Origin of the sequence: Pseudacidobacterium ailaaui (assembly GCF_000688455.1) — a bacterium.
GTDB lineage: Bacteria > Acidobacteriota > Terriglobia > Terriglobales > Acidobacteriaceae > Pseudacidobacterium > Pseudacidobacterium ailaaui.
This window is the reverse complement of the sequence record NZ_JIAL01000001.1, coordinates 831,639-852,937: the sequence shown is the minus strand read 5'-3', so window position 1 is coordinate 852,937 and position 21,299 is coordinate 831,639. Positions and strand designations below refer to the sequence as shown.

The window sequence follows — 21,299 nt, the reverse complement described above, 5'->3', positions numbered from 1 at the left end:
AAGGTTTGAGCAAGCTCCATTGAGATGCCGGTTGAAAAGTGGGCTAACGGAGTTTTTCTGCTACAGATTTTGCCTGGGTAAACAGATACAGATAGTCGGGGCCCCCTGCCTTGGAGTCCGTGCCCGACATATTAAAGCCGCCAAATGGATGCGCGCCGACCATGGCCCCCGTGCACTTCCGATTGAAGTAAAGATTTCCCACGTGGAAGAGCAATCGTGCCTTGTTCAGCTTTTCGCGGTCATTGCTATAGACGGCCCCGGTAAGACCATACTCCGTATTGTTGGCGATTTCGAGCGCATGGTCATAGTCCCTGGCCTGGATGATGGCCATGACCGGGCCGAAGATTTCTTCCTGCGCGATGCGCGCATCGGGTGCTACATCAGCAAAAACAGTGGGTTCGAGGAAGTATCCCTGTTCCGGGGTCTGGATGGTATTCCCGCCGGCAATCAGACGCCCCTCGCGTTTGCCAATTTCAATGTATTCAAGGATGGACTTCATGGCGGCGGCATTGACCACGGGGCCCATGTTTGGATTCTGTACCGGATCGCCCACGGTCAGTCGGGCCACCCGCTCCCGGATGCGGTCTACAAACACATCATAAAGAGGCTCTTCTACGATGGCGCGGGAGCAGGCGGAGCATTTCTGCCCACTGAACCCAAAGGCAGAAGCCACTACCCCCTCGACCGCCGCGTCCAGGTCGGCGTCGGAGCTTACGATGATGGAGTCCTTGCCGCCCATTTCGAGGATGGTCCGCTTGATCCAGATCTGGCCGGGACGGTGCCTGGCCGCGCGCTCGTGGATATCGAGTCCAACTTCCTTCGAGCCGGTGAAGGCGATGAAGCGCGTCTTCGGGTGTTCGACGATGGCATTTCCAAAGGTCGCTCCGGAGCCAGGGCAGAAATTCACCACTCCTGCGGGCATTCCAGCTTCCTCCAGAACATCCACAAACCGTTCCGCAATGGTAGGAGAATCGCTGGAAGGCTTCAGGACCACGGTGTTTCCGGCCACAATGGCTGCCGACGTCATGCCAGCCATAATGGCGAAGGGGAAATTCCAGGGAGGAATCACCGCGCCGACTCCAAGGGGGATATAAAGGAGCTCATTGCGTTCCCCAGGGTATTGAATTGGTGTGCTGGCTTTGGCCAGACGCAGGGCCTCACGTGCATAAAATTCCAGGAAGTCAATCGTCTCACCCACGTCGGCGTCTGCCTCGGCCCAGTTTTTGCCTACTTCGTAAATCAGCCAGGCACAGAACTCGAATTTGCGCTTGCGGATGATTTCAGCTGCGTGCAACAGCAAGGAGGCGCGCTCTTCGGCAGAGACAAAGCGCCAGCGCTCAAATGCTTTGAGTGCGGCCTGCATGGCCAGTTCCGCGTGTTCGGCGCCGGCCTTCTGATGGATGCCTACGATCTGGCTGGGCCGGGCAGGATTACGCGATTCAATCTTCCCGGAAGTTTTCAGGCGTTCGCCGCCAATGATGAGGTCATACTCATGGCCCAACCGGTCACCCACGTAGACCAGGGCCTCCTTGAGGGCATGGACGTTCTCCCGGTCTGTGAAATCGGTAAAAGGCTCATTGCGGAACTCACCCTGGGGCGAGCGCGGAAGGATGACAGTGGAAATTTCGGCGGTGGCCATAACCAGATAGTTTAGCGCATTGCCAGCAAGGCAGAAGGCGCCTGACGGGAACATGGTACCGGCGTGAGCGAATACCTTTCCCGCATAGCAAGGAAACTGCGGAAATAGGAAAGCGAGTCAGTCGGTCAGATGGAGCTCTTTGCCTGGTTTAAAACGCACGGCCTTACCGGGCGTGATGGTGACCTCGGCCCCGGTGCGGGGATTGCGTCCGATTCCCGTTTTGCGGGGGCGCACGGTAAAGACGCCGAAGCCGCGCAGCTCGATGCGGTCTCCGGCGGCAAGCGCTTTTTTCAGGCTGTCAAACACCTTGTCCACTGCCGCCTCGGCCTTATTGCGAGGCAGTCCGGTCCGCTCAATCACGTGATGGATAATGTCTTGTTTTATCAAGGCGTTTCTCCTTCGACCGCAGGAATCTTCAACCAACTGCCCGACTACTGTGGATGGTAGAAAGCTTTCCGGGCATTGTCAACGCGCCGATTGTCACATAAGATGCAGATTTCAGGCAAATTATCTGGTACACAATAGAAAAAGGCAGGAATTTCATGTCCATCAAAAGCGACCGCTGGATCCGCGAAATGGCGACCAGGCACGGAATGATCCATCCCTTCAGCGAAAAACAGGTGAAGGAGGGGGTGGTTTCCTATGGATTGTCGTCCTACGGGTACGATTTGCGGGTGTCCGATGAATTTAAAATCTTCACCAACGTAAATTCCGCTATTATAGATCCTAAGAACTTTGATGAGCGGTCCTTTGTGACCGTGCAGGCGGATTCCGTCATTATTCCCCCGAATTCGTTTGCATTGGCGCGCTCGGTCGAGTATTTTAAGATTCCCCGCGACGTGTTGACCATTTGTGTCGGGAAATCCACCTATGCGCGATGTGGAATTATCGTGAATGTGACACCCTTTGAGCCGGAGTGGGAAGGTTTCGTCACGCTGGAAATATCCAACACGACGCCGCTGCCAGCCCGGGTGTATGCAAATGAAGGGCTTTGCCAGATCTTGTTTTTCCAGTCAGACGAGATCTGCGAGATCAGTTATGCCGACCGGAAGGGAAAATACCAGAGACAGCAGGGGATCGTGCTGCCAAAATTGTAGGTGAATGGAAGACCGGGTCCAATACGGAAAGAATCTTCGCATCGGCTTATATGCGGTTGAGCCGATTCGCCGAGCTGGCTTGCGAAGCATTCTTGAGGAGATTCGCGGGGCCGATCTGGTGGAAGCAGACCTGGACCGCCTGGAGCAGCTGCAGTCCCTGGATGTCGCGGTCATCAGCCTGATGTATCCCGAGGACGTGCTGCCGGTCATCCACCGTCTCCGTACCCAGCAGCCGCAGATGAGGATCGTTGTCATGAGTACGGACGGAGATGATGAGACGATCATCGGGGCCATTTCTGCCGGGGCCAAGGGGTATCTGACCGACACAGCCACTCCGGAAGAGGTAAAGCAGGCGATTGAGATCGTGGCGGGAGGGTCGATCTGGGCCCCTCGGCACACTTTGTCTCTGATGGTGGACCGTATGCTGGCCCACGGATCGCTGAATCCGCGCTTTGCTCCACAATTTACGCAGCGGGAGCTGGATGTTCTGCAGTTGCTGGTATCTGCGCGGTCCAACCGCGAGATTGCGCAGGCACTTGGTATTGAAGTGCGCACCGTAAAGTCTTATATCGGCCGTATGATGAAAAAGGCCGGTGTGGGCAATCGTACGGCCCTGTCCGTCCATGCTGCAAAAAATGCCCTTGTTCCCCCTGTGCGGAATTTCTAACTAGTATCTTTCCAGTAAATACCTGGCACAAAGGTCAGCAGACCTCTGGTATCTTGCGAGGTAACTACTTTTGCCTTACAAACGTAATCAGCAACAACGCAGATCTGGGGAACGGGGCTGGCTAGTTCAGCCCCCCTTTTTTTGTTTGGTATTTTGACAAGAGGATTCGAAACGAGAGGGTCCTCTTTTGCTTTCGGTGAGGATTCTCCTTAATCCTTAGCAACCAAGTCGGCTTAACATGTGTCATACAAGTGCCGACGGTCGGCGTTGCGGTGATGCCCCCGTTTCCAGCGACAATTGAGATCAGTGAAATCAGCAGAATAGGGAGAACGAAAGAAATGAAAAAGTTTTTAACACTGTTATGCGTTGCGGGAATTTCCATCCCAGCGCTTGCTGCTAGTGACAAGGCGACCCTGGATGAGCGGTTGGAAAATTCCAGGACCGTCATTGAGCAGATTATGCAGACCCCAGATAAAGGCATTCCAGACAGCATCGTCAAGCAGGCGACGTGCATTGCCGTGGTGCCCAGCCTGAAGAAGGCTGCGTTCATTGTTGGCGGACAGTATGGACAGGGCGTTGTGACCTGCCGTACAGGACATGGCTGGAGCGGGCCTGTCTTCATCCGCATGGCAGGTGGATCTTTCGGATTCCAGATTGGTGGTCAGGGAACAGACCTGGTCCTGGTGGCCGTAAACCAGAAAGGGATGCAGGACCTGCTGAAGAACAAATTTAAGATTGGCGGCGACGCTGCGGCTTCAGCCGGACCGGTGGGCCGCAATGCGCAGGCTTCGACGGACTGGAAGCTGAATGCTGAGCTTTTGACCTACTCCCGCAGTAAAGGTCTGTTTGCCGGGATTGACCTGGATGGGACCACGGTCAGCCAGAACATGGATGACACGACGGCCCTTTACGGTGCGCCCCACACCTTTGAGGAAATCCTGAAGGGGAACGTGCTTCCTCCGCCAGATTCCAAGCCGTTTTTGCGCACGGTGGCGAAGTACTTCCATGCAGCACAGAACCAGTAATTCTGTGGCAACGATTTTGCTAAGAAATGGGCGGGCCTGAGTTCAGGCCCGCTTTTTTCGTGTCAAGCGCCAAGGACCCGCAGGAGCCATCCTGCCAGCAGGCCGCCAATGCAGGGCCCCAGAACAGGGACCGGCGCGTAGCTCCAGTCGCTTGGGCCCTTCCCGGCCAGGGGAAGCAGAAAATGGGCAAGACGAGGGCCAAGGTCGCGGGCAGGATTGATGGCGTATCCAGTGGTCCCGCCCAGAGACAATCCGATAGACCAGACAATGCAGGCGACGAGATAGGGCGACAGTCCGGCCGCAGCCCCGGTGGAGAGTACAAGCCTGGAACTGACAGCACCCACGACAAGCACAAGGACCGCCGTGCCGATGATCTCCGAAAGGAGATTGGCGGCAAAGTTCCGTATGGCGGGAATCGTGCAGAAGGTGGCGCGCTTGGCCTCAGCATCTGCGGTCAGTTCCCAGTGCGGCAGGTAATGGAGCCAGACGAGTGTAGCTCCGGTGAAGGCGCCCAGCAGTTGTGCGGCCATGTAGGGCAGGCATTTGCTGAAGTGGCCCGTCTGCACTGCCATGGCCAGCGTGATGGCCGGATTCAGATGCGCGTCCGTGCTGCCACACAGCACAGCAACGAAGATTCCGCAGAGTACCGCAAAGGCCCAGCCAGTGGTAATGACCATCCATCCGCTGTTTTCGGCCTTGGAACGTTTTAGCAAGACCCCGGCAACGACGCCATTGCCCAGCAGGATGAGCACCAGTGTGCCCATAAATTCACCAAAAAATGGAGACCTCATTTTTCGCTTTCCCCGTTCAGAGAGTATTGCTGTGCCAGGGACTGAACCTCGGCCACCTGTCGTGTGATCCAACTTTCGTCTTTGTGCAGGTGCTGGGCCATGATGCGTGCGACCGGGAGGGCCATTGCATGTGCGGCCTTTGCATTGAGGAAGAGTGCCCGGGTACGCCGCGCGAGAACATCTTCCACGGTCCGCGCCATCTCCTGCTGCACGGCCCAGACCACTTCGGCTCCGATGTAAGGAAGGGCGGGATGCAGAGGTTCGCCCAGATGAGGGTCTCGCGCGGCAATCTGGCGGATGGCGTCCGCATCGGAGCCATAGACCCACAGGCTGTCCTGGTCATCCACTTCTTTTCTATAGCCGTGGATTTTCAGGTTTCGGGTGGCGCAGGGTTCCTCACGCAGACGGCCCAGCGTGATGGCATGGTCTACGCAGTCTTCTGCCATGTGGCGGTAAGTGGTCCATTTTCCTCCGGTGATGGTGAGCAGGCCGGAATTGTCTACGTGGATGGTGTGGTCCCGGGAGAGTGAGGAGGTCTTGCCCGCCGCGCCTGTGGCTTTTACCAGAGGGCGGATGCCCACAAAGACACTGAGCACATCGCGGCGCTGCGGCGGACGGCTGAGGTATTGCGCCGCCGTATCCAGAATGAAGGCAATTTCCTCTTCGAGAGGAAGCGGTTCATAGGATGGTCCTTCGATGGGTGTGTCGGTGGTGCCGACCAGCGTGTGCTGGTGCCACGGGATGGCAAACATGACGCGCCCATCGCGCGTGCGGGGGACCATGATGGCCGTGTCTCCGGCGAGGAAGGAGCGCTCAAAGACCAGGTGAATCCCCTGGCTTGGTTCGACCATGGCAGGCACCTGCGGGTCAGCCATCTGGCGGACGTGGTCCGTAAAGATCCCTGTAGCATTGATGACGACGCGGGCCGGAAGCCTGTATTGCTGTCCACTTTCCTCGTCCTTTGCCATCACGCCGTTCACATAGCCTTCATCGTCCCTGGTGATTCCAATGACCGGCATGTAATTTGCGAGCACGGCGCCGTGGTCGGCGGCGGTCGCGGCGAGGTGAATCAAAAGGCGGGAGTCATCGAATTGCCCGTCGTAATAGATGACGCCGCCGCGCAGACCTTCTTTCTGCAAGGTTGGCAACCGGTCCAGCGTTTCTTCTGAGGAGAGAAGTCGGGACTTGCCGAAGCCATACTTGCCGGCAAGCATGTCATACAGCTTCAGTCCGATGCCGTAAAACGGTGCTTCCCACCAGGAATAATTGGGAACAATGAAGGCCAGGTCATGGACCAGATGCGGAGCATTCTGCCGCAGGATGCCGCGTTCCTTGAGGGCCTCCATGACCAGCGAGACGTTGCCCTGCTCCAGATACCGCACGCCGCCATGGACCAGCTTGGTGCTGCGACTGGAGGTGCCTTTGCCAAAGTCTTTGGCCTCCAGCAGCAGCACGTCAAAGCCGCGGGTGGCTGCATCCACGGCGATGCCCATGCCGGTGGCCCCGCCGCCAATCACAATGATGTCCCAGGGAGTGGTACGCCGCGCAATCTGCGCCAACATCTGTTCGCGAATCATGCAATTTCTTCCTCTGTCCAGTGCTTACTGCGCTCCACGGCCTGCCGCCAGCGTTCACGCATGGCGGTAATTTCTGCCCGGTCGCGGCTGGGTTCAAAGCGCACATCGTTCTTTCGCAGAGACCAGAGCTCTCTGGGATCTTTCCAGAAACCAACGGCGAGTCCGGCCAGATAGGCTGCTCCGAGCGCTGTTGTTTCTGTCACCGCAGGGCGCAGCACAGGCAGACCGAGCAGGTCGGCCTGAAACTGCATCAGCATGTCATTGACTGCTGCCCCACCGTCCACGCGAAGTTCTGAGAAGGAATGTCCTGAGCCGGAGAGCATCGCGTCCATCACATCAGCAACCTGGAAGGCAATGCTTTCCAGCGCCGCCCGGGCAATGTGTCCTGGCTGCGTGCTGCGGCGCAGGCCAATGAGCAGGCCGCTTGCGTGCGCATCCCAGTGCGGGGCACCCAGACCGACGAATGCCGGCACCAGCACGACGCCGTCCGAGTCGTGTACCGTATTGGCCAGTGCTTCCACTTCGGATGATTTCTGGATGAGCCGGAGATTGTCGCGCAACCACTGGACGACGGCTCCGCCGATAAAGATGCTTCCTTCAAAAGCGTATTCGAGTTTGCGGTCCAGGCTGCAGACCAGAGTGGTGATGAGGCGGTTTTTTGAAGTTACAAACTTCTCCCCGATGTTTTGCAAAAGGAAGCATCCCGTACCATAAGTGTTTTTTGCATCGCCTGGATGCAGGCAAAGCTGCCCGAAGAGTGCCGACTGCTGGTCACCGGCAATGCCAGCAATGGGAATTGAGCCCAGGCCAAGGGTGGTTGTGACTTCACCTATCATTCCGCTGGACCAGACGACCTCGGGCATCATTTGCTCAGGGATGTTGAAGAGCTTCAGAAGGTCCTCGTCCCACCTGCCCTTCGCGAGGTTGAAGAGCATGGTGCGTGATGCATTGGTGTAGTCGGTGACGTGCGTTTTGCCGCTGGTCAGGTTCCAGATTAGCCAGGAGTCGACGGTCCCGAACGCCAGCTTGCCGGCTTCAGCCCTTTCCCGTGCGCCGGGGACATTTTCGAGCAGCCAGGCGATTTTGGTTGCGGAAAAATAGGGATCGAGCAGCAGGCCCGTCCGTTCCACGATGGTGCTCTCTACGCCATCTGCTGCCAGACGTTGGCAGAGTGGTGCGGTGCGACGGTCCTGCCAGACAATGGCGTTATAGATGGGCCGGCTGGTTTCCCGGTCCCAGACGATGACCGTCTCGCGCTGGTTGGTGATGCCCAGCGCCGCGACATCGCGCGGACGCGCTCCGGCGCGGGCCAGTGCCTCGATGGCGGAGCTGAGCTGTGTGGTCAGAATGTCAAACGGGTCATGCTCGACCCATCCGCCTTCGGGGTAAATCTGCCGGAATTCCTGGTGCGCCTGTGCGGCAATCTCACCATTCGGCGAGAAGAGAATGGCGCGTGAGCTGGTCGTTCCCTGGTCCAAAGCGAGAATGTATGACATAAGCGCGGCAAGGATGAGTAAACAATGTCCGCGGCCTTTGTGCAAGCATTTGCCAAACGACCCTGGCAGCAGATAGCTTATAGAGTTTTCACTGGAGGGAACGATGTCGGCTTCCACATGGAAATATCAGTCTGGATTTGGCAACGAGTTCGCAACCGAAGCCATGGCTGGGGCGCTGCCTTTGGGGCAGAATGCTCCCCAGAAGCACCCTCTTGGACTGTATACGGAGCAGCTCAGCGGGACGTCCTTTACCTCGCCGCGCCATGTGAACCGTCGCACGTGGACGTATCGCATCCGTCCTTCTGTGACGCACAAGCCATACGAAGAAGCTCCCCTGAAGCTGATCCGCAGCGGTCCGTTTACGGAGGTCCCCACACCGCCCAATCAGTTGCGCTGGGACCCGGTCCCGATTCCAACAGGACCGTCGGACTTTGTGGATGGAATGATGACCATGGGCGGCAATGGCGATCCTGCCATGCAGGTGGGCGTGGCCATTCATATTTATGCGATCAACCGCTCCATGGAAGACCGGTTTTTCTACAACGCCGACGGCGAGATGCTGGTGGTCCCGCAGGAAGGAGCGTTGCGCTTCCATACCGAGCTGGGAATTCTGGCCGTATCTCCGGGGGAAATCTGCATCCTTCCGCGCGGGGTGAAGTTTCGGGTCGTGCTGGAGGGGAGTGCGGCGCGTGGATACATCTGCGAGAACTATGGGCAGCATTTTCGTCTGCCGGAGCTGGGGCCGATTGGCGCCAATGGCCTGGCAAATCCCCGGGACTTTCTCTATCCGCAGGCTGCCTATGAGGACCGAGAAGGCACATTCCAGATAGTCAGCAAATTTTTAGGGAGGCTTTGGGTGGCTGAGATCGACCACTCGCCTCTGGATGTTGTGGGGTGGCATGGCAACTATGCTCCTTACAAATATGATCTGAAGAACTTCAACTGCATCAATACGGTTTCCTTTGATCACCCGGACCCATCCATCTATACCGTCCTGACATCACCGAGCACGGTTCCAGGTACGGCAAATGTGGACTTTGCAATCTTCCCGCCGCGATGGATGGTGGCCGAGCACACCTTCCGCCCGCCGTGGTTCCACCGGAACATGATGAATGAGTTTATGGGGCTGATTTTCGGCCAATACGATGCCAAGGCTGAAGGGTTTGTACCGGGTGGGGCCAGCCTGCACAACTGCATGGCTGGCCATGGTCCGGATGCGGAGACCTTTGAGAAGGCCAGCTCGGCAGAGCTGAAGCCGCAATATCTGGGCAATACCCTGGCCTTTATGTTTGAGACCCAGCTGGCGGTCCGTCCAACAAAGTTTGCCCTGGAGACGAAGGTCCTTCAGCATGAGTATTACGAATGCTGGCAGGGACTGAAGAAGCATTTCAGGGGAAACAAAGGATGACCGCGATTGAGGCCCTGCTGGACGGGCTGGTGGATTATGCGGGACTGTTTCCTCCCGCCGGGCTCGATATGCGGACCGCCGTCAGCAACTTTGCCCGCTATCGTTCCGGTGAACAAGCATGGATGCTGGGCCGTTTCATTGTTCCTGCGCAGCGGCTCAAAGAGTTTGCCGCTGCATTTCAGCAGGACTGCTGCGATGAGCAGGGGCCCCCGTGGCTGCTGAGCGTGCTGAGCAGCGGCAGTCCGGAGCAGGACGCGCAATGGATGGAAGGCTTTCAAGAGGGGGCCGTCTGGATCCAGTCTGTCGAGTGCAGGACAGAGGATGCGGCGGACCTGGAGCAGAGGGTAATGAGTACGCGGCGAGCTTCTGCCCTGTATGTCGAGTTTTCGTCCAGGGAGTGCAGGCAGGTGCTTCCCGTAGTGCAGCGCCTTGGTCTTCGGGCCAAACTGAGGACCGGAGGGCTGACACCGGATGCCTTTCCGGAGGCTGATGAGGTTGCGCGGTTTCTCGTCTCCTGTGCAGAAGCAAGAGTGGCCTTCAAGGCGACGGCTGGGCTGCATCATCCATTGCGTTCGGTACAGAAGCTGACCTATGAACCCGAGAGCGCTTCTGCATGGATGCATGGCTTCATCAATCTATTTGTCGCCGCCGTGGTTGCATATTTCGGGGCGGGGCTGGAAGAGGTCCGTGCGGTGCTGCTGGAAGAGAGCCCATCGGCCTTTGCCTGGAGCCCGGCAGCACTCACCTGGCATGGGAAGAGGTTTTCCACAGATCAGATCCGCGAAGTACGCCAGAGGTTTGCCATCAGCTTCGGGTCCTGCTCATTTACCGAGCCGGTGGATGATTTGAAAGCGCTGGGGTGGTTGTGATGCAGAAGAGCTGGGTAGCGTCAGCCAATGACGGCCAGACAGACTTTCCCTTGCAGAACCTTCCCTTCGGTGTCTTCTCGTCTGGAGAGGAGGGCCCGCGGATTGGCATAGCCATTGGCGACCAGGTCCTTGATTTGGGCGGCTGCGTCCGTCAGGGGCTTCTGGACAGCCTGGAAGGGTCATTGCAACGGGCATGTTGTGCGCCTGTGCTCAATCCGCTGATGGAGCTCGGACGTGGTGCGGTCACTGCGTTGCGTCAGCGCGTGCAGGCACTGCTGGACGAGGAGGCTCCGTCAAAGATAAGAAGTCAGGTGGAGGCACTGCTGCTCCCGATGGCGCGGGTGACGATGCACCTTCCTGCTGCCATTGGCGACTACACGGATTTTTATGCCTCTATTTATCATGCGACGAATGTCGGACGGCTCTTCCGTCCGGACCAGCCCCTTCTACCGAACTACAAATACGTTCCGATTGCCTATCATGGTCGGGCCTCGTCCGTAGTGGTGAGTGGGGCGGTGGTCTACCGGCCCTGCGGCCAGAGAAAGACGACCGATCCCGCAGGACCGGTCTACGGTCCTTCTCGCCTGCTCGATTATGAGATGGAAGTGGGCTTTTTTACGGGGCGCGGCAATGCACGGGGGCAATGCATCCCGATTTCAGAAGCAGAGGAGCACATCTTCGGACTCTGTCTGCTGAATGACTGGTCGGCAAGAGACATCCAGTCCTGGGAATACCAGCCTCTGGGGCCATTTCTGGCCAAGAACTTTGCCACATCCATCTCGCCGTGGGTGGTCACTCTTGATGCGCTGGAGCCATTCCGCATTTCCGCATTTCAGCGAGACGCGGGAGACCCCGATCCGCTTCCTTATCTGCTTGGGGCCGAGGACCAGGCAAGAGGCGGGGTGGACCTGACGGTGGAGGTCTGGCTCTCGACCAACCTGATGCGGCGCGAAAGGATGGCCCCGGTGAGAATCAGCCAGGGCCATTTGCGCGACCTTTACTGGACGCTGGCCCAGATGCTGACGCACCATGCCAGCAACGGCTGTAACCTGCGTCCGGGTGACCTGCTGGGGACTGGTACGGTCTCCGGCCCAACGAGAGATTCAGTCGGATGTCTGCTGGAAATGACGCGCCGCGGCGCGGACCCTTTGCTGCTTCCGACCGGGGAGGAGCGCAGATTTCTCGAAGATGGGGATGAGGTCATCTTGCGCGGATATTGTGAGCGAGAGGGGCATCCGCGCATTGGCTTTGGCGAATGCCGTGGAGTCGTGCTTCCAGCCGAAGGACCCGTCTGAAATCTTTCGCAAGGCCCACAAGAGCGGTTCCTCGGCATGAAGTGGACCTAGGTCAGGGCCTTCACCGCCTCGACGGTCCTGCGCACCGCACTTTCCGGGGTCATGAAGCGGAGGTATTCGCGGCCTTCGATTCCGCCCATCGGGATCTCCGCCTTACGGAAGTGCATGGGGCTGGGGACGGGTTCATCGAGTGCGATATGGACCTCCCGGGCGCCGATGGTCTGCAGCACAGACACAATGTTTTCCGGCGTGATGCCGCATCCAGGCATGACGATGATGCGGTCACGGGCGGCCTCGACCATCCTGGCCACCATCGGCGCTCCATCGACAACCGAGGGCTGGCCGCCCGAGGTGAGCACACGTGCGGCCCCCGTAGAGATGACGGCTTCCAGCGCTTCGAGCAGGTCGCGCGAAACATCAATCGCCCGATGGAAGGTGACAGGCAGAGGGGATGCGAGCTCGACCAGATGGCGTGTGCGCTCAACGTCCACAGTACCGTCGGGCCGAAGAAGGCCCAGCACAATGCCATCGGCTCCCAGCTCTTTCGCCATGCGGACATCATGCTGCATGGCGGCAAATTCAGTTTCTGTGTAGAGGAAGTCGCCGCCCCGGGGGCGGACCATCACATGGATGGCGATGCGGGAGCACTCGCGTGCGGCGCGGATGGTCCCAGCACTGGGGGTTGTGCCGCCCTCCAGCAGATTGGCGCAGAGTTCGACGCGCGCCGCGCCTCCGCGTTCGGCAGCAAGGACGGAGTCAACAGACTCAAGACAGATTTCAACGACCATGTTTTTTTGTATCAGACTTTTATGGAACGCAGACAGGCCACACTTCAAGCCTGCGGACAGGGCCTGCTACTGCTACCTTAATGGGTGCTGGAAAAGACAACGTAGTTGCGGCCAAAGTAAAGACGGTAGTGGTTTCCGTCGGGATCCAATTGCAGGGGCGTGGGGCGTTTGATGGAAGCATCATGTGTGGCGGGCACGGAAAAGAGATCATTTGCAGCGATGTCCATGACGAGAAAGCTGCCGTTTACGATGCCCACGCCATACGCGCCGGGGCGAAGAGTGTGGCCGCTGAAGCTGAGAGGGACTTCCGTGATGAAATATGCCTGGTATTTCTGCTGGATCCCGGTGGAGTAGCCGGAGTTGTCCACCAGGGCGGTGAGCACATACATGCCATTGGGAAATTTGATGCCCGCAGAGTTGCGCGCCTGGACCTGGGCCGATTGGCCGCGGAAGAAGACCGCATCGGGAAGGATTTTGCCCGCCTCCGCAGCGTGGAGAAGCACCGGGGCGGATTGGGCGAAGGAAGACAGGGCAAAGCTGGCAAGCAGCGCGAGCAGAAACGCAGACCGGCAAAGACGGGATTTCATGACAGTTTCCTTTCTCGATGGACCGCAAGCCGCAGTATAGCGGAATCCTGCAGGGCCGGACGGTCTCGCTATGTCCTGCGACTGGTGCGCCTGGGATTGGGGGGGCAGGTGGATTCGCGGATGATCAGTTCAGGAACAATGGCAATCTGGCCGGGGACCTCCTTTTCTCCGCGGATGCGCTGCAGCAGGATGCGTGCAGCGGTGGTGCCCATGGCATGAAGCGGCTGGCGGATCGTGGTGAGACTCGGGTTGTGATAGGCCGCACCCTGGATATCGTCAAATCCCACAATTGAGACGTCTTCCGGAACGCGCAGGCCATAGTCGCGCAGGGCGCGGATGGCGCCGATGGCTGCAATGTCATTGAAAGACACCAATGCGGTAAACGGGCGCTTCTGCGCCAGCAGCTTCTGCACGACGGGATAGCCCAGCTCAGGTGAGGAGACATTGACCTCCAACTGGACGGTCAGCTCGGGATGGACCTCAAGGCCGAGCTTTCTGGCCACCGAGGTCAGGCTCTTCCAGCGGTCCTCGGAGTCGGAGCTGAAGGGCTGCCCGCGCATGAAGGCGATCTGACGGTGTCCCAACTGGTAGAGATGATGCAGGGCCAGCTCGGCCGCCCGGCGATGGTCGAGCACGATGCTGGTGACGCCCTCGATCTTCTTGTGGTTGGCCACAGCAACCACAGGCAGCGGGAGAGGATGTTGAAGGGCAGTATCAATGGCAACAAAGCCTTCGACGGCGCGGTCCATGAGCAGGCGCGGGTATTCTTCGATGAGGTCGGCCTTGCGGCGATGACTGGCAGTGAAATAGAAGTAGCCCTCTTCGATGAGGACCTGCTCGATGCCATCCATGATCAGGACGGAGTAACCATCGCTGAGTTCTGGGACCAGGACGCCGACGGAAAAGGTCTGTTTACGGCGCAGAGAGCGTGCATAGAAGCTGGGGCGGTAATCGAACTTCTTTGCCGCCGCCAGGACGCGGTCGCGTGTTTCCTGAGGGATGGAGCGCACACCGGGCGCGTTGTTGAGGACCAGAGAGATCGTCGCAGGCGACAGATCAAGGTAATCGCCCAGTACCCTGAGGCTGATCGGCCGGCCAGGGAGGAAGGGACTTTTTTCCTTTCTGGCATGAGACTTCGTTTTCGGCATACCAGCCTTTGTAACGTCTGCAGAGAAAATGTTCAACCGGGAAAAGCCCACCTACTGGACTTTTCCCTGGGGACGGAGGAAGCGCAGTTCCTGGGCGCAGGCCAGCGCGTTTAAGGCGGCGAGCTTGAGATTGTCGGCCACCATCCAGACCCAGAAGTGCTTGGTTGCGAGTTCGGTCCCGTCAGCAGTGCGCACGCGGACCAGGACGTCGCTCTGTCCAGCGGAGCTGAGATTGCTGGGTGCATCGGAGTCGCTGAGCACCACCTCAACATGTTCACCCCCGAGGGCGGTTTCGAGGTGGTCGAGCGTGACCGGCTCGTCGAAGGAAATGGCCAGAGAGATGCCGTATCCATGAAAGACAGGAACATGCAGCAGCTGGATCATGGCATCAGGAAGCATCGCTTCGGCGAGATGGGCGTAGTGGCGGCGGATGCGCGCCTCGCTGGCCATGAGACTGACTCTGGCCGCTTCACCAAGGCTGGGGACGACGTTGAAGGCCACCTGGGCATCGTACATCTGTTTGGGAAGCGACTGGAAGCTGAGCAGGCCCACGGTCTGCTGATGCAGCTCATCGAGGGCGGAGCGGCCATATTCAGAGGCCGGCTCCATCACTGTGGCGGCGGCGGAGACCACAGATGCCACCGTCTGCGCACGCTTAAGCAGCAGGGCGAGAACGAAAGCGGCCGGATGCGCGGGAGAAACAGTCGTGGTTTTCAGGTCCGGCGCGGCATTCCAATCCTGTACCCAGGGCGCGCGCAGCAGGACGCCCGGTGTGCTTTCAAGGGCGTAACTCATGTCGATGATGCTGGCGCCTGCCTTCTGCGCACTCTGCCAGTGCTTGCGCGTGATCTCTTCATCAGAGGCGAAGAAGACGAAGTCCACGCCACGGAAGGCGTCAGGCTCGATGCGCTGGATGAAGGTGACTTCATCGCCAACGGTCTCAAGCTGGCCAAGGGCCGACTCGTCATCCATCAGCAGAAATTCGGCGCTGCTGAAGACAGAGTCGTTCAGGGTCTCGTTCAGTTCTTTTCCACGCAGAGAGGCAGCGCCCACGATCGCAATCTTATAGTTTTCCGGCATTCCTTAATCCGCGCCTCAGAGAAGGCATGATGGTATTTGTCTATCTTAGGCGCTGATCTCTGTGGTTTCAATGTCAAGGCCGGAGGGCAGGGAAACGGGTACTGAGAAGTGTGCTGTTGGGACATACCGGCTGGGAAGGCACGCCTCTGTCCGGCGCAGAAGCCGGACAGACAGTAACGGAACCAAGCAGCAAAGTTCAGGATGATTTTTGTTTTGTCTGCTTCCGGCGTTCTGCCCAGCGTTTTTTCATGGCGGCAGAAATTCTGTTACGGGCCGCAGCGCTCATCTTTGTGCCGCGTGCACGGCCCGGAGTGTGGCCGGAACTATTTCCCGCAAGCAAAGTGCGGGCCTCCTTCAGGCGCTCGATTTCAGTATCCAGCGCCGCTAGAATCTTTTTTACCTCCACTCTTTCCTCCAATCGGCTGCGGTCTAGGTGAGGACTATCTTATGGGCAAGAAAAGTATGGGTAGCTTCCTGGCCAAAATCCACAGATACAGCGAACAGGCTTAGTTTAAACATGGTCATCACTTATTGACAAATGTAAATGGCATGTGAAGAGGCCGTTGAAGATAGTTTGAAAGATAATAGCTTGCAACAATAGTGAAATGAAGTGCGGTTGAAGAACACGTTTTGGACTTAGCCAGGACCCACCGGTATTGCCGTTCCCGGCTTGCTGTCCTTTTCCCTCTGGGTCGGCCGATATCTCTCGTGCCTTCCTCCATCCGGGAACCATGAACGCGGAAAATCCGTACTTCAGGAAGATGCTGCAAGGTGTTGGCGATACTTTCGGGCAGGTCTTCCGGGCCATCTGGGCAAACAAGCTGCGCTCATTTCTGACCATGTTTGGCATTGCCTGGGGTGTGGGGTCCATGCTCTTGCTGATTGGCGTGGGCGAGGGTTTCCGGTCTGGTCAAAGGCGTTCCCTGGCCACGCTGGGGAATGACCTGATCATGATGTGGGGAGGTACGATTCCGGCAGTACCGAACCAGCATACGGGAATGCGGCCTTACAACCTGACACTGGCGGACGCGGAAGCCATTCGCAACGAGGCGCCGGAGGTCCGTGACGCGACGGCCTTCATCAGCCGCAACGACATCAAGCAGCAGAGCCAGTATGAAAGCGCGGGCGGACAGGTGATCGGGGCCGAGCCGAACTATAGCAGCGTCCGCTTTCTCCCTTTGCGACAGGGGCGGTTTCTCAGCGCGGCGGACATGAGCGGCAGAAACCGCGTGGTGGTCCTGGGGGAAAAGAGCGCAAAGCTGCTCTTTCCTGGACGTCCTGCGCTGGGTGAGACGGTACTGCTGAATGGGGCAGACTTTCAGGTAATCGGGGTCGCCGATAAGACCGGACGTGGGAACAATGACAATGAAAATCAGAAAATCTATATCCCGCTGAGCACCATGTTGGAGATGTTTCCAGTGAAGGGTGAGAACATTCCGGCCGATTCGGTCACTTCGATCCAATACCAGCCGAGAGTGCGCGGGGAGAATGCAGAAGCCAAGCGGCAGGTGCATGAGATCATCGCCCGCAGGCACAACTTTGATCCTGATGTGGAGGACGCCTTCAATGAGTGGGACACCATCAAGACGGAGGAGATGGTCGGCAAGATCTGGACAGCAATGGATGTTTTTCTGGGTGGGGTAGGGATTGTGACCCTGGCGCTGGGTGCGGTGGGGATCATCAACATTATGCTGGTTTCCGTAAGCGAGCGCACGAGCGAGATTGGCCTGCGGAAGGCCCTGGGGGCGACGCGACGGAACATCATGACGCAGTTCTTTCTGGAGGGCCTGCTGCTGACCGGGGTGAGTGGACTGGCCGGGATTGCGGGGGCGGCAGGGCTGATGTCTGCGCTTCAGGCGGCGATGGGAAACAATATGCAGGGCTTTGATCCTCCGCATATGGCTCCCTGGTCGGTGGTGCTGGCGCTGGGCGCCCTGAGTATGAGCGGAATGGCCGCTGGAGTATATCCGGCAGGGAAGGCTGCGGACCTGGATCCGGTAGAGGCCCTGCGCCGGGAATAGGAGATACGATGTTGCGCGATCTTTGGGGACAGGCCTGGGATGCCATGCTGTATAACCGCCGCCGGACCGCCATCACGATAGCAGGCATGGCCTGGGGCATTGCAACGGTGGTGTTGTTGCTGGCTTATGGCGCCGGCTTCAGCCGCGCCATCGAGGCCATTTTTGAGCAATGGGGAACCCAACTGATTGGCGTTTTTCCTGGAACGACCAGCGAACAGGCCGGAGGCACCAAGGCCGGAGTGCAGGTGCGTTTTACGCAGGACGATGTCGACCGTCTATGGAACACGGTTCCGAACCTGCAGCATATCTCTCCCATGCTTTCCAAGCAGGTTTCTGTTGCGAATGATCTGCATAGCTATACGTGGTGGGTCAACGGATATCGCCCGGAGATCCAGGAAATCATGCGGCTGGACATCGACTCTGGACGCTTTTTCACGGACCTGGATGACCAGCAAAGGGAGCATGTGGCGGTGATTGCTTCCGAGGCCAAGAGCAAGCTCTTTTCCGGGCAATATGCGATTGGCCAGAGGATCCGGATCAACGGCATCAGCTTTACCGTAATTGGCGTGCTCAAGCCCAAAATGCAGGAGGGCGATGACGATGTGAACCGCCAGATTTATGTCCCTTTCAGCACCATGGGAGACATCAAGGACATGAAGTATCTGGATGGGATATGGATGAATTACACAGGCGACCACATGGCGGTGGAGCAGGCCATCCGCAAAACGCTGGCTGCGGCGCATAACTTCCGGCCTTCGGACCGCAACGCCATCTTTGTCGCCAACCTGATGGAACAACTGCACCAGTTTCGGATCATCACCATCGCATTGCAGGCGCTGCTCTTGTTTATTGGTGCGCTCACGCTGGGCATTGCCGGAATCGGGCTAATGAACATCATGCTGGTTGCGGTGCAGCAGCGTACGCGGGAAATCGGTGTAGAAAAGGCGCTGGGTGCGCAGAAGCGGCATATTCTGGTCCAGTTTCTGGCCGAAGCCCTGGTGATTACCGCAACCGGAGGGGCCATTGGCATTGCGCTGGCTTATGCGGTTTCCATCGCCGTGGGGCGCATCACCTTTTACAGCGCACTGGCCAGCCATGCGGAGGCCGCAGACATCTACCTGCTGATTTCCCCCACGATTGTTCTGGTGGCGACAGGGATCCTGATTGTCGTCGGACTGATAAGCGGCATGGTCCCGGCCATGCGGGCGGCGAACCTGAATCCGATAGAGGCGCTCCGCTACGAATGACCAGTAATTCAACCTTTTGATGGATGTTTCTCCCCAACGGGGCAGGTAGGATGGTTCCGGCATGGAGCCCCGCAGACAAATGGGTGTGGCCGCGACGATGGCCGTGGTCACTGGAGAATCCATCGCACTGGGGATTTTTCTGACCCCGGCCACGATGGCGAAGTCCCTGGGCTCGCCGCTGCTGTTGGCTGCCGTGTGGTGCGGGATGGCGGTGGTCGCGCTGTGCGGTGCCCTGTGCTATGCAGAACTTGCGGTGCGCTTTCCCCATGCAGGCGGAGAATATGTGTATCTGCGAGAGGGCTATGGCGGCCGGGTGGCTTTCCTGTATGGCTGGATGTCGGCCGCGGTGATGGACCCCGGTGTGGCCGCGGCGCTCGCGGTGGGAGCGGTGCCGTATGTGCAATCGCTAGAGGGCCTTTCTTCGCATGCGGCCCGTTTTCTTCCCGCCCTGTTTCTTCTCTGCCTTGGCCTCCTCAACTATATCGGGACGCGGCTGAGCAGCCGAGTAATGGCCACCGCCAACCTGCTGAAGATTGCTGTGCTGTTTGCTCTGGTGGGATGGGCCTTTGTCTCAGGCCACGCATCTATGGGGAACCTGCTGCCTCTGGCGTCGCGGCGTCCTGGATCGGAGGCATGGTTTGCCGCCATTGCCGGAGCGACCGTGAATGCTTTCTTTAGCTTCGGCGGCTGGTGGGAGGCAGGCAAGCTGGCAGGCGAGGTGCGGGAGCCGAGGCGCACGCTGCCGGTGGCGTTTGTCGGCGGAGTCCTGGTGGTGACGAGCGTTTACCTTGCGGTGAGCTTTGCGTTTCTGTGCGTTGTTCCGATGGAGCGCATTGTGTCCAACACAGCGTTTGTGGCGCAGTTCGGGTCCGTGCTTTTTGGACCAGCCGGCGGTAAAGTGCTTTCCGGCTGTGTGCTGCTTTCCGTCGCCGGTGGCCTGATGGCCATGACGATGGCGGCGCCGCGGGTCTACTTTGCCATGGCGAGAGACGGCGCTTTCTTTCCTGTGTTTGGAAGGATCCATCCGCGTTTTGGCACACCCGCCAACGCGGTCCTGCTCCAGACGGCCATGGCGATGCTGGCGCTCTGCTTTGGGGCCTTTGACCGGATCCTGGCATACGTCATTTTTTCCGCTGTGTGCTTTTTAGCGTTGTCAGCGGCCTCGCTTTTCCGGCTAAAGAGGCCGGTAGATCGCTGGTGGTATCCCGCGGCGCCGGTAGTTTTTCTTACTGGTAGCGGAGTCATTGCGCTGCTGGTATTACTACACAATCCATTGCCTGCGTTGGTAGGTGTGGCCGTGGTGCTAAGTGGCGGCCTGCTGCGGCGATGGTTTACGCCTGCGAATCTAGCGTCGGCGGAGGCCGCAGAACCTAGTCTTTCCTGAAAGGAGTCGTAACCATGCCCTATATTCATCTGCCGGAAGATCTGCCAGGGATCCGCGGAGCCATGGCGTTCCGTCCGGAAACAGCGAAACCTCTGAATGATCTGGTGGAAGTCCTCCTGCATCAGCCACACACGCTGACGGCCGGAGAACGCGAGCTGATTGCAACGTATGTTTCCTACTTGAATGACTGCTATTACTGCCAGACCATCCACGGAGCAATTGCCGCAGCAAGCCTGCATGACGATGAAGAGCTGGTGAAGCGGGTGAAGGCGGACTTCCGCCATGCTGCGATCTCAGAGAAGCTGAAGGCGCTGCTGGTGATTGCCAGCAAAGTGCAGAAGGGCGGAAAGCATGTCACGGCCGAAGATGTGGAAGCAGCGCGGCGAGAAGGTGCGACAGACCTGGAGATCCACGACACCGTGCTGATTGCCGCTGCCTTCTGCATGTACAACCGCTATGTAGACGGACTGGGCACCTGGCAGCCGCGCGATGAAGCCATGTATCGCGAACGCGGAAAACGGATCGCCCGAGACGGATATGTGACGGTGAGCAAGGAGTATCTGCCGATAGAAGCTGCGACCCCATCCTCTTTTCAAGATTAAGGAGAACCAACATGCCTCATATTGCATTGCCTGACGGACTTCCTGGAATCAGCGCCGGCTTTGCCTTCCGCCCGGAGACAGCAAGGCCAATGCGTGAGCTGGCCCATGTGCTGCTGCATGAGCCAAACACGCTGACCGGGGGAGAGCGCGAGCTGATTGCGACGTATGTCTCCTACTTAAATGACTGTTACTTCTGCCAGACGAGTCATGGCGCAGCAGCGGCGGCCCATCTGGGCGATGAAGAGCTGGTGAAGCGGGTGAAGGCGGACTTCCGCCATGCTGCGATCTCAGAGAAGCTGAAGGCGCTGCTGGTGATCGCCAGCAAAGTGCAGAAGGGCGGAAAGCATGTCACGGCCGAAGATGTGGAAGCAGCGCGGCGAGAAGGTGCGACAGACCTGGAGATCCACGACACCGTGCTGATTGCCGCTGCCTTCTGCATGTACAACCGCTATGTAGATGGACTGGGCACCTGGCAGCCGCGCGAGGAGGGCCTGTATGCCGCGATGGGAAAACATCTGGCCACGGAAGGCTATCGCAAGCCTTCGATCGAGCGCGCCGAAGTCGCTTAGTCGAGGCGG

General features: G+C 58.5%; 21 protein-coding genes. 11 read left to right on the top strand and 10 right to left on the bottom strand.

Annotated features, from left to right (window positions below):
• Nucleotides 1-43 precede the first annotated feature (43 nt).
• Both pruA and N655_RS0103875 read right to left on the bottom strand, forming a co-directional pair.
• Nucleotides 44-1,639, bottom strand: a complete 1,596-nt coding sequence (gene pruA, locus N655_RS0103880; protein WP_026441934.1) for an L-glutamate gamma-semialdehyde dehydrogenase — start codon at nucleotides 1,637-1,639, stop codon at nucleotides 44-46.
• Nucleotides 1,640-1,756: 117 nt separating this feature from the next.
• A complete protein-coding gene (locus N655_RS0103875; RefSeq protein ID WP_026441933.1) occupies nucleotides 1,757-2,026 on the bottom strand; it encodes an HU family DNA-binding protein in 270 nt (89 codons plus the stop codon).
• A 155-nt stretch (nucleotides 2,027-2,181) separates the two neighbouring features.
• Here N655_RS0103875 and dcd point away from each other — a divergent pair, with 155 nt between their 5' ends.
• The 3 genes from dcd (at nucleotide 2,182) to N655_RS0103860 (ending at nucleotide 4,428) form a co-directional block, all read left to right on the top strand.
• Nucleotides 2,182-2,736, top strand: coding sequence for a dCTP deaminase (gene dcd, locus N655_RS0103870; protein WP_026441932.1), 555 nt, complete (start codon nucleotides 2,182-2,184; stop codon nucleotides 2,734-2,736).
• 4 nt (nucleotides 2,737-2,740) lie between these two features.
• Nucleotides 2,741-3,403, top strand: coding sequence for a LuxR C-terminal-related transcriptional regulator (locus N655_RS0103865; RefSeq protein WP_026441931.1), 663 nt, complete (start codon nucleotides 2,741-2,743; stop codon nucleotides 3,401-3,403).
• Nucleotides 3,404-3,741: 338 nt separating this feature from the next.
• Entirely contained in the window at nucleotides 3,742-4,428 is a 687-nt protein-coding gene (locus tag N655_RS0103860; RefSeq protein WP_026441930.1) for a lipid-binding SYLF domain-containing protein, read from the top strand.
• Nucleotides 4,429-4,490: 62 nt separating this feature from the next.
• On the opposite strand, the gene N655_RS0103855 is transcribed toward N655_RS0103860, so the two are convergent.
• From N655_RS0103855 to glpK, 3 genes are read right to left on the bottom strand one after another with little or no spacing between them, the layout of a single operon-like run.
• The gene (locus N655_RS0103855; RefSeq protein WP_026441929.1) at nucleotides 4,491-5,219 is read right to left on the bottom strand and encodes an MIP/aquaporin family protein; all 729 of its coding nucleotides are present in this window, start codon (nucleotides 5,217-5,219) and stop codon (nucleotides 4,491-4,493) included.
• Complete coding sequence (locus N655_RS0103850) at nucleotides 5,216-6,796, bottom strand: glycerol-3-phosphate dehydrogenase/oxidase (RefSeq protein WP_044933932.1); 1,581 nt, start codon at nucleotides 6,794-6,796, stop codon at nucleotides 5,216-5,218. Before N655_RS0103850 ends, N655_RS0103855 begins: the two co-directional genes overlap by 4 nt.
• Nucleotides 6,793-8,292, bottom strand: coding sequence for a glycerol kinase GlpK (glpK, locus tag N655_RS0103845; RefSeq protein ID WP_026441927.1), 1,500 nt, complete (start codon nucleotides 8,290-8,292; stop codon nucleotides 6,793-6,795). The genes N655_RS0103850 and glpK overlap by 4 nt, the downstream gene beginning before the upstream one ends.
• A gap of 103 nt (nucleotides 8,293-8,395) precedes the next feature.
• Here glpK and hmgA point away from each other — a divergent pair, with 103 nt between their 5' ends.
• From hmgA to fahA, 3 genes are read left to right on the top strand one after another with little or no spacing between them, the layout of a single operon-like run.
• Nucleotides 8,396-9,700, top strand: a complete 1,305-nt coding sequence (gene hmgA / locus N655_RS0103840) for a homogentisate 1,2-dioxygenase (protein ID WP_026441926.1) — start codon at nucleotides 8,396-8,398, stop codon at nucleotides 9,698-9,700.
• Nucleotides 9,697-10,569: a hypothetical protein gene (locus N655_RS0103835; RefSeq protein WP_026441925.1), complete on the top strand. Its 873-nt coding sequence runs from the start codon at nucleotides 9,697-9,699 to the stop codon at nucleotides 10,567-10,569. Before hmgA ends, N655_RS0103835 begins: the two co-directional genes overlap by 4 nt.
• On the top strand, nucleotides 10,569-11,864 hold the full coding sequence (gene fahA / locus N655_RS0103830) for a fumarylacetoacetase (RefSeq protein WP_044933930.1): 1,296 nt from the start codon (nucleotides 10,569-10,571) through the stop codon (nucleotides 11,862-11,864). Before N655_RS0103835 ends, fahA begins: the two co-directional genes overlap by 1 nt.
• Before the next feature lie 47 nt (nucleotides 11,865-11,911).
• On the opposite strand, the gene N655_RS17165 is transcribed toward fahA, so the two are convergent.
• The 5 genes from N655_RS17165 to N655_RS20655 all read right to left on the bottom strand — a co-directional run bounded on the left by N655_RS17165 (nucleotide 11,912) and on the right by N655_RS20655 (nucleotide 15,873).
• Nucleotides 11,912-12,652 carry a copper homeostasis protein CutC gene (locus N655_RS17165; protein WP_044933928.1) on the bottom strand — a complete coding sequence of 247 codons (741 nt, stop codon included), beginning with the start codon at nucleotides 12,650-12,652 and terminating at the stop codon, nucleotides 11,912-11,914.
• Between the two features lie 77 nt (nucleotides 12,653-12,729).
• On the bottom strand, nucleotides 12,730-13,239 hold the full coding sequence (locus tag N655_RS0103820; RefSeq protein ID WP_026441923.1) for a hypothetical protein: 510 nt from the start codon (nucleotides 13,237-13,239) through the stop codon (nucleotides 12,730-12,732).
• Nucleotides 13,240-13,307: 68 nt separating this feature from the next.
• Nucleotides 13,308-14,387 (bottom strand): LacI family DNA-binding transcriptional regulator, encoded by a 1,080-nt coding sequence (locus N655_RS17160; RefSeq protein WP_044935167.1) that lies wholly within the window; start codon nucleotides 14,385-14,387, stop codon nucleotides 13,308-13,310.
• Between the two features lie 51 nt (nucleotides 14,388-14,438).
• Nucleotides 14,439-15,467, bottom strand: a complete 1,029-nt coding sequence (locus N655_RS0103810; protein WP_026441922.1) for an Asd/ArgC dimerization domain-containing protein — start codon at nucleotides 15,465-15,467, stop codon at nucleotides 14,439-14,441.
• A 196-nt stretch (nucleotides 15,468-15,663) separates the two neighbouring features.
• A complete protein-coding gene (locus tag N655_RS20655) occupies nucleotides 15,664-15,873 on the bottom strand; it encodes a hypothetical protein (protein ID WP_026441921.1) in 210 nt (69 codons plus the stop codon).
• Between the two features lie 355 nt (nucleotides 15,874-16,228).
• Between N655_RS20655 and N655_RS0103800 the strand changes: the two genes are divergently transcribed.
• From N655_RS0103800 to N655_RS0103780, 5 genes are all read left to right on the top strand, one after another.
• Complete coding sequence (locus tag N655_RS0103800) at nucleotides 16,229-17,488, top strand: ABC transporter permease (RefSeq protein ID WP_044933926.1); 1,260 nt, start codon at nucleotides 16,229-16,231, stop codon at nucleotides 17,486-17,488.
• A gap of 8 nt (nucleotides 17,489-17,496) precedes the next feature.
• Nucleotides 17,497-18,735, top strand: a complete 1,239-nt coding sequence (locus tag N655_RS0103795) for an ABC transporter permease (RefSeq protein WP_026441919.1) — start codon at nucleotides 17,497-17,499, stop codon at nucleotides 18,733-18,735.
• A gap of 61 nt (nucleotides 18,736-18,796) precedes the next feature.
• Nucleotides 18,797-20,119, top strand: coding sequence for an APC family permease (locus N655_RS0103790; protein ID WP_081823556.1), 1,323 nt, complete (start codon nucleotides 18,797-18,799; stop codon nucleotides 20,117-20,119).
• A 14-nt stretch (nucleotides 20,120-20,133) separates the two neighbouring features.
• The gene (locus N655_RS0103785; protein WP_026441917.1) at nucleotides 20,134-20,721 is read left to right on the top strand and encodes a carboxymuconolactone decarboxylase family protein; all 588 of its coding nucleotides are present in this window, start codon (nucleotides 20,134-20,136) and stop codon (nucleotides 20,719-20,721) included.
• A gap of 11 nt (nucleotides 20,722-20,732) precedes the next feature.
• A complete protein-coding gene (locus N655_RS0103780; protein ID WP_026441916.1) occupies nucleotides 20,733-21,290 on the top strand; it encodes a carboxymuconolactone decarboxylase family protein in 558 nt (185 codons plus the stop codon).
• The last annotated feature ends 9 nt before the right edge of the window (nucleotides 21,291-21,299 follow it).